Below are 13,479 nucleotides of genomic sequence, written 5' to 3' on the forward strand. Positions count from 1 at the left end.
AAGTTAACTTGAACTTGTAGCAAGAGGCATACGGATTAAAGGAGCACTGGCAATGCAGACGAATGTCGAACTTCAGGGACTTCGCGTGGCGGTCACGGGCGGCACGTCCGGCCTCGGACTGGCGCTTGTGCGGCAGCTTGCCGCGATGAATGCGTGCGTCGCCTTCGTCGCCCGCACCGCCGCGAATGTCGAACGCATCGCCGATGAGACGGGCGCGCACGGCATTGTCGGCGACGTCGGCAAGAAGGCGGACACCTACTCGATCGCGCTGCAGGTCACGGCAAACCTTGGCGGGCTCGACGTCCTGATCAACAATGCGTCGAGCCTCGGCCCTGTCCCTCTGGCGCTCCTTGCCGATACCGAGTGCGAGGAGCTGGAAATGGCGCTCGCGGTCAACCTCGTCGGCGCCTTCCGGCTGACGAAAGCCCTGTTCGGTGCGCTTGCCGCGTCCGCACGCGAGGGCCGCGGCGCGCTGGTCATCAACATTTCCAGCGACGCCGCGGTGAACGCCTATCCCGGCTGGGGAGCATACGGCGCGAGCAAGGCCGCTCTTGCCCATCTGACGGCGATTTGGGACGAGGAGGCGAAAGCAGACGGCATCCGGCTCCTCTCGCTTGACCCCGGCGATATGGACACCCCACTGCACGCGCTCGCGATCCCTGATGCCGATCCGGCGACCTTGAAGCGCCCCGAGGAGGCAGCTGCCGAGATCATCGAAAAGATGCTCGACGCGTTGCCGGTCCGCTCTACGCGTCTGGCCGGAGCACATGGATGATTGCCGCCGATCGTCCCGATCGGCGCTCCGCCAGGCTGTTCGTCGTCGAGGCGGACGGCACGATGCGCGACCTGCCGCGAGCTGGACTCGCGACGCTGTTCAACCCCGGCGATCTGGTCGTCGCCAATGATGCCGCGACCTTGCCTGCCAGCTTGCACGGCACGCATGTCCCAAGCGGTGAGGCGATCGAGATCCGCCTGGCGGGCTGGCTGTCACTTCCCGATCCAACCCGCTTCGTGGCGATTGCCTTCGGCTCGGGCGATCACCGCACGCGCACGGAAGACCGACTGCCTCCACCACCGCTGTCACCAGGCGACTACCTCCGGCTCGGCCCGCTTAAAGCCGTCGTAGAGTGCCTTCTCGACCATCCCCGCCTTCTCGAGTTGCGCTTCTCCGGCAACCGCGCAGCGGTCTTTGCAGGACTGGCGCAGCACGGCCGGCCGATCCAATACGCGCATGTTCCCGAGCCCTTGGCACTGTGGGATATTTGGACGAAGATTGCCGCCGGGCCGGTCGCGTTCGAGGCGCCGTCGGCAGGCTTCGCGCTCGACTGGCGCACAATCCAAGCCTGGCGTCGGCACGACGTTGGCTTTGCAACACTCACGCATGCTGCGGGCGTCTCTTCCACCGGCGATCCCGCGCTCGACTCGCGCCTTCCCTTCGACGAGCCCTACCACATTCCCGAGCACACAGCGGCACAGGTCGCGGGGGCGAAGCTGCGCGGCAGCCGCATCATTGCGATCGGCACGAGCGTAGTGCGCGCACTTGAGGCAGCCGCCAATCCCGGCGGCAACGTGCGTACCGGAGATGGCATTGCGACAGGGCGCATCACGCGGGGCACGCCGCTTCGCGTGGTCGATGCCATTCTCACAGGCGTCCACCAGCCCGGCGAAAGCCATTTCGAGCTCCTGCGCGCCTTTGCCGACGATGCTCTGCTCGCCAAGGCCTCCGCAGCCTTCATCGCGTATCGATACCGCGCGCATGAATTCGGCGATTCCATGCTGCTCAATCGCCAACCGCTGCTTCTATCGCGCGAACGGAACCATGCCGAGGTGCTCGAGACGAAGCCTCTACTCGAGGCATGGCTATGATGTCGGCAGGTTCGGTGGCATTCCGGCCGCACCGCAAACGTCAGCTTCGCAGAAGCGCCGGAAAGGTCGGCAATTGGCGCTCCTTGCTCATTCCACAGCCGGCAGAGTTGACTGCGAGTGACCCAGGCAGCGATCATAATGATCGCCACCAAATCAGCGCTTGTTCTCCGTTAGCGCTGTATCAACGCGAACCTCTCAAACATGGACGCGATCGGGTTTTGGCGCATTAGGAGGCGGACGTCGTACACGACGGGGAAGCCGTTCTATCCTTTCCACATCGTCGAGCGGAGAAGAGCCTGCATGTGCTCTGCCAGGTCGAGCTCACCGCGCGCCTCGATCTTCAAAAGATATCGTGCCTTGGCCCGGCGATCACCTTCCCTGACCGCAGGATAGGCGCATACAGCCAGCAGCGCCCTTTCCTCAGCCCCGCTGGCTCTGTCGTGGTTGCGATTACTGCCGTCCATTTCGTGGATCGCCTTGCCGAACGCAGCGTACATTGCCTTGTGCGCCTTGATCAGCGCCCGCAGATCGCTGGACGGTTCCCGGTCCCGGCGTCGCGTCTCTGTGGCGAGAGCTGTTGCCGCAACCGTCGAGGCGATAACGGCGCTGCCGGCGCTGAGAAGCAAGGCGCGGCGATTGATCCTGGACATGGTGAACTCTCCTCTCCTCTCCTCTCCTCTCCTCTCCTCTCCTCTCCGCTTCACGGCAGGCTGCCAGATCGGTGTCGTAACACCGGCCGGCCGCGCTCTCACGCTAGCACGACTGCCAGCGCAGTCATGTCAGGATGAACAGACCGTTGGACGCGTTGCAGCTAGGGGCATGGCTAGGGCGACCGCGGGGATCGCATCTCGCGAGGCGTTTCGATCGATTATTTCCCCTCGGCATCGCCACCAACGAACGGATCGCCATTCTGGCCGTGTCCGTGGTCATGGTGATTGCTCTGACTTCGCTTCGATCATGGGGCGCCGCTCACGCGGCGCCCTCGGCGGTGATGGCTTTCATCACCCGTTCGGCCGCCCATCGTCCGGCCTCGTTAAGATGGCGCTGCCAAGCGCCTTGCGTGTGCGAAATCCTCGGGTTCATGCCGATGGAAATGCTGTTCAACGCTGCCCCGCATCTGTGCGGCCGCACGCCGGAGGAAGCGCGCGACAGCATGGAACTCGCACACAGGTCGTGTCCCTGCCGCACGGCACCAAGCGCGATCTGCTGGCCATGGTCAAGAAAATGGTGGCGCTGGAGGGTGCTGCGGACGGAGCGGTGGCGGAACCTCAAAAGGGAGAAGAAGGACGTCTTTTAGCCGCCTCGCGCTGCGATGAGTGGCACCGGGCGGGAGCATCACCGCGAGGCATTCATAGGGGCACGCCTTAAGCATCGACCTTCTTAAGCTCCGAGAGCCGCACAACGCCGTTCTGGCTGCGGAATGTCACTGTCGCATCCGTACTTTGCGCCTGGGCGATCCGGGTGAGGTGATCGATGATTCAACATAAGCGCGTTTCCGCTGAATCGGCGGCGGAAATTGGTCGAAGGTATCGCCCGGGTCCTAGAATCCAAAAACTTGGAGGACGCGAATGCCTTCTGGCGCAGCACCGCCAAGACAATTCTCGTTCAACTCCGGCAGGCACAAGCTGAGCGGCCGACATGCCGGCGCTTCTCTGACTTTCAGTCCTCCTCGCGGGCCCCAGCTTAATCGTGGCGGCAAAAGGAACAAAGTGCGGTGTCGCTGGTTGAGATTTGTTGAGACCAGAGCGGAGGCTTTCCCCGCTGTCTCATCCAGCGCAAGGTTTCGCCGTGGGCATTCTCGCGAGCCTGAAGAAAGCTACCGAGCAGGCGACGGGAATCGCGCGACCGAGAAAGCAAGAACTCGCCGAATTTGTGAAGATGAAGAAGCCACTCGAATTTCGGTTCAAGGATGACGGCCTCGTGCCGAACCACCCCTTCTGGCCGTTTGTCGTCTATCGTGGCGCCGTAAGGTCGGTGGAACAATTTGATTCCGCAGCCGTGCTGGAAGAGCTTTTCGAGGCCAATGGCAGGAGTAGCGCTGGCGGCACGGCATCTACCACTACGTCCATTACCATTCGCGCAAAAATGAAGTGCTTGGGGTTGCGGGCGGAACCGGCAAGGTTCGGTTCGGGGGCAACAGGGGCCGTACATTGTCCTTGAAGGCGGCGACATGGCAGTTCTTCCGGCCGGCACCGGTCACCAATGTCTCTCCGAGTCTGCTGGTTTCCTGGTGGTCGGCGCTTATCCCGCATCCGACGCTTATGACGAATGCACGACAGCCCAGGAACATGAGCGGGCATTACGAACGATTCCCAAGTTGGCCGTCCACGGGAAGGCTCCCGGTCTATGGGAGGAAGCGCCGCTGGTGTCAGTGTGGAAAAAATGAAGCTTGAAGATGAAGTCCGCCACGTTTCCGAAGACTTGGACGATGATGTACTGAGTGACGCTGTGCGGGCGCTGCATCGTCGGGTGAAGATCGTTCATGATTTCGATATCCCCTACATTGCTGGATACAGCAAAGATGGCAGGACGATTTATATCGATCGCCATATGCCTCGCACTATGGATTGGAAATCGGCCAAGGTCCGGCTTGCCCCATTTCTGCTAACGCACGAGATCGTTGAAAAGGCGCTCCTAGACGAACTCGGGCTTCATTATCTGCACGCGCATCAAATCGCCCTTCGAGCCGAACGCGATGCCGTGAAGGCGGCGGGTGTTGGCTGGTCCGCTTACCAGGCCGTCAACAAAAAGAACGAAAAACCGATCTCCGAAGAGACGCTCAAGAAGATCCCCAAGGATCTTGACCTGACGCCCTACCGCGACATGAGCGACTTTTCAACACTCGAGCGTCTGCTGAAGGCGCAACGATAGTCGGACAAGCCAATGGTCCTCGCTTGCCAGTTCTATGACCGCCGCCTCGACAGTTCAGCATCGACGAGCTCGCGGCACATGTGCAAATGAGCGCATCGACCCTGCACCATCATTTTCGCCAGCTGCAGCTCGTTCGCATGGCGCTGCGTGCACCGAACTTCGCGGGGTCCGGCAGAAGCCGAAGCAGCCGCGCCATCCGATGAGGTATGGCTTCAGCTCCTTGACCAGCTGCGGCAGACTGATGCCCCGGGTCCGGCGTGTCATTACCCAGATCAGCGCCTTGAATTTGGCGAGGGCCTTCGGCGCGATGAGCCGCTCGCTCCCGTCATTCGCGATGCTGAACCCCAGGACTCCCGCTCCTCCGGCCGCGCCACTGCAGCTTTTTCTTGGGTTGGGTCCGAGGTTGGCCCGCGGAAGAACCTTTGCTTCCAGTTCGGAGCCACGCGCCAATGTTCGTCAGGCTTCTCATCAAAGCCGAGGTTGGCCGCCAAGATTCACCTTCACCAGGCGATCAGGCGTGAACTGCCCAAAAAAAGAAATTGGATCGAAGGAGAAGTCGTACTCTCCAAGATCCGGTGTGTCCTTTTCCCAGGCCTTCTTCGTCGATTTCGATGCCAAGGCTGGTACCGCTTGCCCCGCCTGAGCGCGCGCCCGTCTTTGGACACCTCCGCCTTTGAATGGCTGTTATGGCGCAAGGCAGACAGCCGATTTGCACGCGATAGTACATCGCCGCCCTCTGCGAGTGCCAGGCAGCATGTTCGTTCGAGGCGTGACGCCCAAAAGCGGACGGCCCGCGGTCAGGCCAGCTGCCCGATTGCACTTTCGGCCCAAAGCACAGGCTCCGTTATGCGGTAGAATTGTCGCGTCGCGATCAAGGCTGACGGGCTGACATCAACCATCAGACCAATGATCGTCATATCACCATGTGCGAGCGCAGGCCCAAGCTGCTTCGGATTCCAGCCAATCGATGCGAGGCGGTCGAACCAGTACTCCTCGCACACGATTGTCAGATTGCTGATATGTCGCTGGATACAGAATTCCAAAATTCCGCAGTAGATCACGCCGGCTGCCTGGCAAGGTCGGCCGGGCTCACGAAGATCCCGCGCCACGAAGAACCTGGTCCATTCAAAGATATTGGGTCGGCGCGGAACGCCGCCCTCGGCGAGTTGCGGAAAGGTTTCGCTCATCAGATGGGGCCGAAGGCTCGGCACGAAACGGGATCCGGCAACGACGCCTCTTCCTGGCTGGATGCCGAGCAGATGAATCGCTTCTGGAGTATCAAACGCGTCGATCTCGCGACCGTCGGGGCGTCTCAGGTCCTGCCATCCACGTTCATCGACATAGATTTCATGCCGCAGGCGGAAGTAGCTGTCGAGATCCCCTCGATAGGCAAAGCTGTTTGACGCGTCGACGACATGGACCTGAATCATTGCGGTTCCTCGAGATGGAACCCCATCCGACCACGCGACGATTGCCCGGGAAATACCCAGATCTGGGGATGGATCAAAGTTCGATTTCGTGCCTGCGAAAAGCCTCCACGATCGCGTGCACAACGTTGGCGGTGCTGAGCTTCTCCTTGATGTTGCGCAGGTGGGTCGTCACAGTGTTTTCCGAGATGCCAAGTATGCGGGAAACCTCCCATGCGGTCTTTCCTCCCGCGACCCACTGCAGGATTTCACGCTCTCGTTGGGAAAGCTTTTGTCTCGGCCGCCTGCGCGAGTTGCCAACGAGGCGTTCGGCAGCCGAATAGGCATGGCGCGCAAGGGCATGGATGGTGCAGCGCACCGTCGGCGCCAAATCAATTTCATTTCCGGCAACCGTTACACAGGCCGGATCGCCAAACGCAGCCTGGATCGGGATGCAGATCCCGTCGCAAAGCCCAAACTCTTTCGCTTCATCCATCACCCTCCTGGCATTTCCGTTCGTCAAGCCGTGATGGACGTCCCGCCAGAGGAAGGGCTCGATCGCACCACGGCACACAGCAACACAAGGGTCATGGCGATAGTGTCCGGCAGCCATATAGCGGTCGTACCATTCCTGCGGCCAACCGTTGACAAGGATGTGTCCATCCAGCGATCCGGTGTCCTGGCGTGGCAATTCGGTGACCAGACAGGCTGCGTAGCCGTGACATTCGATGCTCCTGCGCAGTTGCCGAATGATCTCGGCGGCGCTGGTTGCACGGTCAATCTGCGCCGTTGCTTCAAAGATCTGTATTAGCTGATCCTGTAGGACGCTCCCGTGAACCGCCGCCATTGCAGGCCCTTTCAATGTACTGAGACAAAGAAAACAAAATAAAGAACTTAGGTCCGACCGCAACGTCCGGCATGACTTTTGACTACTATAGTAGGTGGCACTAAAGGGCGCGTTCTGACTGCCTCGCCGCATGAGGCTGAGGTCTGTTTTTGCTCGCAATCTGAGGTTGCTTCGCCAGGGCACCGGCTTGTCGCAGGAGCAGCTCGCGGACCTTGCCGGCCTCGACCGCAACTATGTCGGCAAGCTGGAGCGGGAGGAAAACTCACCCACCGTCGACACGCTGGAGGTACTGGCGTTGGCATTGCAAGTTGACGTGGAGCAGCTCATCCGTCGAAACTCGCCGTGATGCACTGGTCAGCAGGCCGCCGAGAGCATCAGGATTTTCCCTTGCGCCGCTCACGCGGCGCCACAGCACAATCACCAGCTAGGGCTCGGGCGTTTTTGCCGGGCCGTTTCGTCAGCTCCTCGATGTCGACGCTCAATGCGGTGGCAAGCTTTGCGAGCGACAGGAGTGTGGGATTGCGACGGCCGGCCTCGAGACCACTCAGATAGGCGCGCGTGAATCCTGAACGGAACGACAGTTCCTCTTGAGAGAGGGCCTGTGCGCGCCGAATCCTCTGTACGTTGAGGCCGACAACCAACCGTAGGTCCATAACGGCATGGTCGTCGCTAGGCACACTTTAGGACGACACACTATAATGAACATTCGTCATTGACAGGCGCGGCCATTGCTGCTTTTCTCATCATATTAAGGAACGCCATTCCGAAATAAGGAACGTCAGTGACAGGAAATCTTTCGTTGGAACGTGGGCTTGCGGTTCTCAATGTCCTCAAGGAAGCGGACGAAGCAGTCGGGGTGCGCGAACTCGCCCGCCGGCTTGAGCAGAGTGCTCCCGCCGTGCAGCGAATTCTGAATACCCTGGCAGAGCAGGGCTATGTCGAGCAGTCGCCAGACTCGCGGCGCTACCGGCTGGGTCACTCCGTGCTGGCTCTGGCGCGGAAGGTCCTGGGCAGAGATCGCCTGGTTGGTTTGGCTGAAATCGAACTGCAGGCGCTGGCCGCCGAAGGGTGCTTCAACGCATTCCTCGGTATCAGGCGGGGCAACTGCGGAATTTATCTCCTGACCGTGCAGAGCAAGAGTCCGGTCGTCATTCGTTCTTCACCTGGCGAGACCTTCCCCTTGCATTCTACCGCATTGGGCAAGGCGCTCCTGATGGAGCTGAGCGGCGAGGCGGTCATTGGGATTCTTGGCCGAGGTCCACTGGAGCAGGTTGCCGTTCGCACAGTCACCGATCCGCACAAGCTCATTGCTCAAATCAGAGCGTCCGAGCCCATTGGTTACACAACATCCCTGGACGAGAACTTTACCGGGCTGATTGCGGTCGGCGCACCGCTTCGCGATGCATCAGGCACAATCATCGCGGCCATAAGTGCGGCCTACCCCCGGTCAGTGGGACCGCATGTGGAGATCGCTGAGATTGGAGAGGCAGTAATGGCGGCTGCAGCGCGCATTTCCACCGGCCTCGGCTTTCTGGAAGCAAAACAGGCTCGGGATTCCCATCATGCTGCTTAACGAAGCGCGCCTGAAACAATGCATGACGGCAGCCGGGCTTGACGCAATTATAGCGACTGCCCCGGAAAACGTGACCTATATGAGCGGCTTCTGGGCTCTGCCGCAATGGATCCGTCGCGGCCCGCAGGCTTATGTGGTGTGGCCGGCTCCTGACAAGGGCACGCCTGAAATCATCGCCAGCTCCAGCACGCTCGACCTCGTAGCCGATCAGGAACTGTGGGTAAGCAAGGTTCGGCGCTATGGCGACTTTTACGCCGATGTCGGTTCCTCGACGACCGTGGACCTCGCCAATGAACGGCACCTCCAGCTTCGAGACCTGCCGAGGCATGGCGATGCCATCGCGGCTTTGGTCGCCGCATTGGAAGAAGCTCAGCTCGGCCGTGGGCGGATCGGCATAGACGAGGCCGGGCTCGCACCAGGATACCAGGAAACCCTCAGAGCCCATTTTCCCAATGCGTCGTTCCTACCAGCCACCGCATTGCTTCGCGAGGTTCGTGCCGTAAAAACGGCAGATGAAATCGAACGGCTCGGCCAAGTTGCCCAGATTGCCGAACGCTCTATTCAAGCAGCACTCGGCGTTGCTCAGGAAGGCGCCACCGAAGCAGATCTGGCGCGCGCTTTTCATGTCAGGACAGTCGAGGAAGGCGCCCTGCCCGTACTGGGATGCATCGGCTTTGGCGAGCGCAGCGCGCTCATGAACGTCCAGCCGTCTGACCGCAGGTTGCGCGCTGGAGAAATCATCCGCTTCGACGTCGGTGGCCGGTTCCGGCACTACCGCGCCGACATTGCCCGCATCGCCACGCTGGGCGAGCCGCCGCCGCAGGCGCATCGACTTCAGCAGGCGCTGCTGCGCGGCGTTCAGCATGCCTGCGACATTATCCGTCCGGGCATGGCAGCAGCACAGCTCTTCGAGACGGTCGTGCGTGTGGTGAAGCGCGAAGGAATTGCCCACTACGAGCGCGATCACGTCGGACATGGCATCGGCCTTGATGGTTATGATGCGCCGACGCTCTCGGCGCGCAGTGCAGACATCCTTGAAGAAGGAATGGTGCTGTGCGTGGAGACCCCCTACTACGAAATCGGCCGCTGGGGACTCCAGGTGGAGGACATGGTGGTTGTTCGCCAGCGCGGAGTGGAGCGGCTGACGCAGACGCACGATGCAATCACCCGGGTGCCGTTATGAGCCGCGCGGCAGGGTTTTCCTGTATTCGATGCGGCGCCTTGTTCCGGATCGATACCAAAATCGACTCGCGCGGCTGCCCGAAATGCTGTGCCGAAGCACCGGCCAATCTTAAGGTCGTCTACGATCCGTCCGGAGCTACATCGACCGCTTCCACAGCGGGTGCCGCCCTGCCCTCGCTCTGGCGCTATGCCGACATGCTTCCTTGTGGACTCAGCGATGCAATCTCCTTGGGCGAGGGCCTGACGCCGTTGCTGAGCGCCGAGAAGCTGGGAAAGCAGCTCGGCGTCCCCAAGCTGCTTATCAAGGACGAGGGCGCAAACCCTACCTGGTCCCACAAGGACCGCTTCTCAACGGTGGCGGTGTCGATGGCACGTTTGAGTGGCGCACGCGTGGTGGCGACTGCTTCGTCGGGGAACGCCGGGGCCTCACTTGCCGCCTATGCTGCACGGGCGGGCCTGAAATGCGTCGTTGTCACATTCTCAGGCACCGCCGGCGCAATGTTGGCGCAGATCCGCAAATACGGCGCAAGCGTCATATCCCTGGCCGACAAGTCCCATCGCTGGCCATTGCTTGCCGCTGGTACCGAGCGCCTCGGATGGTTTGCAACATCACCGTTTCACAGCCCCGTGGTGGGCAGTCATCCTGTCGGGATCGAGGGCTACAAGACCCTGGCTTACGAAATCGTCGAACAAATGCACGGTGCAGTGCCGGACTGGTGCGCCTTGCCTGTTTGCTACGGGGACGCGCTTGCCGGCCTGTGGGCCGGATTCAAGGATCTTCTCAGCCAAGGCAAGATCGAGCGGTTGCCGAGACTCGTGGCGGCGGAAGTGCATGGATCTTTGGCCAGAGCCCTTGCCGGCAAGGGAGATCTGGTTGCCGAAGTGCCCGCAAGCTTCGACACGCTTGCCATCTCGATCGGCACCACACGAAGCACGTTTCAGGCGCTCAACGCCCTGCGTGAATCTGGCGGCACGGCAATGCCGGTCGGCAATATCGGCTTGATAGCGATGCAGCAGCAGCTTGCGGCCACCGAGGGTGTTTTTGCCGAGCTTGCCTCGGTGACGCCATTTGCAGCTATCGAATCCTTGAGGCGAGAAGGCACCATCGCGCGGTCGGACAGCGTCGTTGCCATCGTGACAGCGAGCGGCCTCAAGGATTTGGATCGTTCGACCGGTCCGAACAAAGCACAACCATCGTTTCACTCAGTTGCCGAAGCGTGGGAATACGTTGCCGAGGGCCGTGACTATTTCACGCCCTCACTTGAACGGCGCGCGACCAAGATGTCCTGAAGAGAAGATAGAGGCGATCATGAGCGGATGCGATTTCTGATCGATTGATGATCTCGTCCACCATTGGACGGTATTGCGACTTCCTAAAAGCTATCCGGGAGAGGCAAATTCAACTCGCTTAGCGAGCGGAATCTCGATTCAAACATGATGTAAGGGGAATGTTCATGCTTCGCAAAACGCTCATAGGCTGGCTCGCAGCCCTCAGTGTCGCAATGGCAACTCAGACGATGGCTGAGGAAACGCTCAGAGTCGGCGTCACGCCAACCGGAGTGCCGTTCACGTTTGTCGACACCGCAACCCAAAAGCCGACAGGCGCGATGGTCGATCTGGCAAGTGCGATTGCCGCGAGCCTTGGCACGACCGCCGATTTTCAAGTAAACGCTTTTCCAGCCCTGATCCCGGCATTGACGACCGACAAAATCAATCTGATTTCCGCCAGCATGTTCATAACGGACAAACGAAAGCAGGTGATCGATTTCAGCACGCCGGTTTACGCCTATGGCGAGGCGATGTTTGTTGCTGCCGGCGATAGCAAAGACTACACGATCGAGGAGCTCAGAGGTGCGACCGTCGGGGCGCAGATCGGCTCGACCTACGCTGACGCTCTGGAAGCGCTTGGCGTCTTCGGTCAAGTCAAGCTCTACGACTCAATCGCTGACATGATGCGCGATGTGGTTCTGGGCCGCATCAAGGCCGGTTTCGGTGACGCCCCGATCGTCGCATATCAGCTTTCAAAGAATCCCGAGCTGGGTGTTCGCCTCGTCGACGGCTATCAGCCGATGAAAAAAGGCGAGGTCGCGTTGGCGGTTGCTAAGGAAAATCCACTGCTTCTCGAAAAGGTGAATGCCTCCATCGCCAAGCTGAAGGAAAGCGGCGAATTAAGCCGAATATTTGCCAAATATGGCCTTTGAGGCCGACCCGCACTGACCTCGACAGAAGCGCCGGCTGGCAGGACCAAAGGATCGCATCGGAATGACCGGCTTTGACGGCCGGGGTACGTGCCAAGAGGAAGCCGGCCATGACCAAATTCATCGCGCATGCAACGGAATATCTGCCGCTTCTTCTTAACGGCGTTTGGCTGACCGTCATGATAACCCTTCTTGCGCTGTGTCTTGCGACGGCGCTCGGCCTTGTCTGGGCGCTATTCAGGACATCGGGGATACGCTGTCTCGCCATGCCGACGCGGCTCCTTGTCGACTTCGTGCGCGGCATACCATTGTTGGTGGTTCTCTTTTATATCTACTTCGTCGCGCCCGAGATCGGCATCAACCTGACTGCGCTCCAGGCTGGCACGATCGGGCTGGGGCTGGCGCACTCCTGCTATCTCGGGGAAACCTTCCGGGCTGGCATCGAGGCGGTCGATAAGGGTCAGGTCGAAGCGGCAAAATCGATCGGCATGAAGCGTCCGTTGATGATGCGCCGCGTCGTGCTGCCGCAGGCATTCAAGATCATCCTGCCGCCTTACGCCAACAATATGGTCATGCTGCTGAAGGACTCCTCGCTTGTCTCGGTGATTTCGGTTCAGGAGTTGACCATGCAGGGCAAGATGCTTGCGTCGTCCACATTCGACAACATGACAGTTTTTACCTTGGTGGCACTGCTTTACCTGTGCCTGACGGTTCCGCTGAACCTGTTTATGCGTAGAATCGAAACCTATCTTGGGGCGGCGGGATGATCACCTTTGAAAACGTGCACAAGTCCTTCGGCTCCCACGAAGTCCTCAAGGGGATCAACGCCGAGATCGCCAAAGGACAGGTCGTATGTCTGATTGGGCCCTCGGGTTCCGGCAAATCGACGCTTCTGCGATGTGTGAACGGGCTTGAGACCTATCAGCGCGGTCGCATCAGCATCGACGGCACCGTGGTCGATGCCGCCTCGCCCCAGGTTCACGCCATCTGCACCCGCGTTTCCATGGTTTTCCAACGTTTCAACCTGTTTCCGCACCGCACAGCCCTGGAAAATGTCATGGAAGGGCCGCTCTACGTGCTGAAGGAAAATAGGAACCAGGTCCGGGAGCGGGCCACGGCATTGCTCAATCGCGTCGGGTTGGCCGACAAGACGAATGCCTATCCCGCGTCATTGTCGGGGGGTCAACAGCAGCGCGTGGCCATCGCCCGTGCCCTGGCGATGCGCCCACAGGCCATTCTTTTCGACGAGCCCACCTCCGCACTTGACCCGGAAACGGTCGGCGAGGTCCTGCAGGTCATGCGCGCGCTCGCATACGAGAACATGACCATGCTCGTGGTTACGCACGAAATTCAGTTCGCCCGCGAGGTTTCCGACAGCGTCCTCTTTCTCGACGGCGGCCGGATCGTTGAGCAAGGTCCGGCCAAGGAACTGCTTCGAAATCCGAGACACGAACGCACTAAGGACTTTCTTCATCGGGTTATGCACCCCGTGTGACTCGGGCGCTGGTTTGTCGCGTCCAACTCTGAATTCGGACC

18 protein-coding genes are annotated in these 13,479 nt (G+C 60.3%); 13 read left to right on the forward strand and 5 right to left on the reverse strand.

The features are described from left to right. The first annotated feature begins 85 nt into the window (after positions 1–85). Together NKH93_RS03490 and NKH93_RS03495 are read left to right on the forward strand one after the other, a co-directional pair. Positions 86–775 carry an SDR family NAD(P)-dependent oxidoreductase gene (locus tag NKH93_RS03490; protein WP_352969137.1) on the forward strand — a complete coding sequence of 230 codons (690 nt, stop codon included), beginning with the start codon at positions 86–88 and terminating at the stop codon, positions 773–775. Continuing rightward, the gene (locus NKH93_RS03495) at positions 772–1,866 is read left to right on the forward strand and encodes an S-adenosylmethionine:tRNA ribosyltransferase-isomerase (protein WP_352969139.1); all 1,095 of its coding nucleotides are present in this window, start codon (positions 772–774) and stop codon (positions 1,864–1,866) included. The genes NKH93_RS03490 and NKH93_RS03495 overlap by 4 nt, the downstream gene beginning before the upstream one ends. Before the next feature lie 263 nt (positions 1,867–2,129). Here the strand turns inward: NKH93_RS03495 and NKH93_RS03500 are convergent, their stop codons facing one another. Next, on the reverse strand, positions 2,130–2,516 hold the full coding sequence (locus tag NKH93_RS03500) for a hypothetical protein (protein ID WP_352969141.1): 387 nt from the start codon (positions 2,514–2,516) through the stop codon (positions 2,130–2,132). Positions 2,517–2,835: 319 nt separating this feature from the next. Continuing rightward, positions 2,836–2,970, reverse strand: coding sequence for a hypothetical protein (locus NKH93_RS03505; protein WP_352969143.1), 135 nt, complete (start codon positions 2,968–2,970; stop codon positions 2,836–2,838). A gap of 379 nt (positions 2,971–3,349) precedes the next feature. Here NKH93_RS03505 and NKH93_RS03510 point away from each other — a divergent pair, with 379 nt between their 5' ends. The 4 genes from NKH93_RS03510 (at position 3,350) to NKH93_RS03525 (ending at position 4,737) form a co-directional block, all read left to right on the forward strand. Then, positions 3,350–3,553: a DUF6074 family protein gene (locus tag NKH93_RS03510; RefSeq protein ID WP_352969442.1), complete on the forward strand. Its 204-nt coding sequence runs from the start codon at positions 3,350–3,352 to the stop codon at positions 3,551–3,553. 101 nt (positions 3,554–3,654) lie between these two features. Then, entirely contained in the window at positions 3,655–4,026 is a 372-nt protein-coding gene (locus NKH93_RS03515; RefSeq protein WP_352969145.1) for a hypothetical protein, read from the forward strand. A 10-nt stretch (positions 4,027–4,036) separates the two neighbouring features. Then, positions 4,037–4,252, forward strand: a complete 216-nt coding sequence (locus tag NKH93_RS03520) for a hypothetical protein (protein ID WP_352969147.1) — start codon at positions 4,037–4,039, stop codon at positions 4,250–4,252. Beyond that, positions 4,249–4,737 (forward strand): hypothetical protein, encoded by a 489-nt coding sequence (locus NKH93_RS03525; RefSeq protein ID WP_352969149.1) that lies wholly within the window; start codon positions 4,249–4,251, stop codon positions 4,735–4,737. The genes NKH93_RS03520 and NKH93_RS03525 overlap by 4 nt, the downstream gene beginning before the upstream one ends. A gap of 797 nt (positions 4,738–5,534) precedes the next feature. On the opposite strand, the gene NKH93_RS03530 is transcribed toward NKH93_RS03525, so the two are convergent. Together NKH93_RS03530 and NKH93_RS03535 are read right to left on the reverse strand one after the other, a co-directional pair. Beyond that, entirely contained in the window at positions 5,535–6,167 is a 633-nt protein-coding gene (locus tag NKH93_RS03530; protein WP_352969151.1) for an acyl-homoserine-lactone synthase, read from the reverse strand. A 73-nt stretch (positions 6,168–6,240) separates the two neighbouring features. Continuing rightward, positions 6,241–6,990 (reverse strand): autoinducer binding domain-containing protein, encoded by a 750-nt coding sequence (locus NKH93_RS03535; RefSeq protein ID WP_352969153.1) that lies wholly within the window; start codon positions 6,988–6,990, stop codon positions 6,241–6,243. A 130-nt stretch (positions 6,991–7,120) separates the two neighbouring features. On the opposite strand from NKH93_RS03535, the gene NKH93_RS03540 reads away from it, so the two are divergent. Continuing rightward, positions 7,121–7,336, forward strand: coding sequence for a helix-turn-helix domain-containing protein (locus NKH93_RS03540; protein ID WP_023679380.1), 216 nt, complete (start codon positions 7,121–7,123; stop codon positions 7,334–7,336). Between the two features lie 28 nt (positions 7,337–7,364). On the opposite strand, the gene NKH93_RS03545 is transcribed toward NKH93_RS03540, so the two are convergent. After that, positions 7,365–7,631 (reverse strand): helix-turn-helix domain-containing protein, encoded by a 267-nt coding sequence (locus NKH93_RS03545; protein WP_352772142.1) that lies wholly within the window; start codon positions 7,629–7,631, stop codon positions 7,365–7,367. Between the two features lie 140 nt (positions 7,632–7,771). On the opposite strand from NKH93_RS03545, the gene NKH93_RS03550 reads away from it, so the two are divergent. From NKH93_RS03550 to NKH93_RS03575, 6 genes are all read left to right on the forward strand, one after another. Beyond that, positions 7,772–8,563 carry an IclR family transcriptional regulator gene (locus NKH93_RS03550; protein WP_352472978.1) on the forward strand — a complete coding sequence of 264 codons (792 nt, stop codon included), beginning with the start codon at positions 7,772–7,774 and terminating at the stop codon, positions 8,561–8,563. Then, positions 8,553–9,746, forward strand: coding sequence for a M24 family metallopeptidase (locus NKH93_RS03555; RefSeq protein WP_352472979.1), 1,194 nt, complete (start codon positions 8,553–8,555; stop codon positions 9,744–9,746). Before NKH93_RS03550 ends, NKH93_RS03555 begins: the two co-directional genes overlap by 11 nt. Further along, positions 9,743–11,035: a threonine synthase gene (locus tag NKH93_RS03560; RefSeq protein WP_352969156.1), complete on the forward strand. Its 1,293-nt coding sequence runs from the start codon at positions 9,743–9,745 to the stop codon at positions 11,033–11,035. Before NKH93_RS03555 ends, NKH93_RS03560 begins: the two co-directional genes overlap by 4 nt. A gap of 164 nt (positions 11,036–11,199) precedes the next feature. Further along, the gene (locus tag NKH93_RS03565) at positions 11,200–11,946 is read left to right on the forward strand and encodes a substrate-binding periplasmic protein (RefSeq protein ID WP_352969158.1); all 747 of its coding nucleotides are present in this window, start codon (positions 11,200–11,202) and stop codon (positions 11,944–11,946) included. A 107-nt stretch (positions 11,947–12,053) separates the two neighbouring features. After that, on the forward strand, positions 12,054–12,710 hold the full coding sequence (locus tag NKH93_RS03570; protein WP_352969160.1) for an amino acid ABC transporter permease: 657 nt from the start codon (positions 12,054–12,056) through the stop codon (positions 12,708–12,710). Then, on the forward strand, positions 12,707–13,438 hold the full coding sequence (locus tag NKH93_RS03575; RefSeq protein ID WP_352819435.1) for an amino acid ABC transporter ATP-binding protein: 732 nt from the start codon (positions 12,707–12,709) through the stop codon (positions 13,436–13,438). Before NKH93_RS03570 ends, NKH93_RS03575 begins: the two co-directional genes overlap by 4 nt. Positions 13,439–13,479 lie beyond the last annotated feature (41 nt).

This window comes from Mesorhizobium sp. M0954 (assembly GCF_040319155.1).
Lineage (GTDB): Bacteria > Pseudomonadota > Alphaproteobacteria > Rhizobiales > Rhizobiaceae > Mesorhizobium.

Coding starts and splice junctions, on each gene's coding strand:
- NKH93_RS03525 (WP_352969149.1), top strand. CDS start 4,249: ATGAAGCTTGAAGATGAAGTCCGCCACGTTTCCGAAGACTTGGACGAT.
- NKH93_RS03535 (WP_352969153.1), bottom strand. CDS start 6,990: ATGGCGGCGGTTCACGGGAGCGTCCTACAGGATCAGCTAATACAGATC.
- NKH93_RS03520 (WP_352969147.1), top strand. CDS start 4,037: ATGGCAGTTCTTCCGGCCGGCACCGGTCACCAATGTCTCTCCGAGTCT.
- NKH93_RS03500 (WP_352969141.1), bottom strand. CDS start 2,516: ATGTCCAGGATCAATCGCCGCGCCTTGCTTCTCAGCGCCGGCAGCGCC.
- NKH93_RS03530 (WP_352969151.1), bottom strand. CDS start 6,167: ATGATTCAGGTCCATGTCGTCGACGCGTCAAACAGCTTTGCCTATCGA.
- NKH93_RS03565 (WP_352969158.1), top strand. CDS start 11,200: ATGCTTCGCAAAACGCTCATAGGCTGGCTCGCAGCCCTCAGTGTCGCA.
- NKH93_RS03560 (WP_352969156.1), top strand. CDS start 9,743: ATGAGCCGCGCGGCAGGGTTTTCCTGTATTCGATGCGGCGCCTTGTTC.
- NKH93_RS03495 (WP_352969139.1), top strand. CDS start 772: ATGATTGCCGCCGATCGTCCCGATCGGCGCTCCGCCAGGCTGTTCGTC.
- NKH93_RS03555 (WP_352472979.1), top strand. CDS start 8,553: ATGCTGCTTAACGAAGCGCGCCTGAAACAATGCATGACGGCAGCCGGG.
- NKH93_RS03575 (WP_352819435.1), top strand. CDS start 12,707: ATGATCACCTTTGAAAACGTGCACAAGTCCTTCGGCTCCCACGAAGTC.
- NKH93_RS03570 (WP_352969160.1), top strand. CDS start 12,054: ATGACCAAATTCATCGCGCATGCAACGGAATATCTGCCGCTTCTTCTT.
- NKH93_RS03540 (WP_023679380.1), top strand. CDS start 7,121: ATGAGGCTGAGGTCTGTTTTTGCTCGCAATCTGAGGTTGCTTCGCCAG.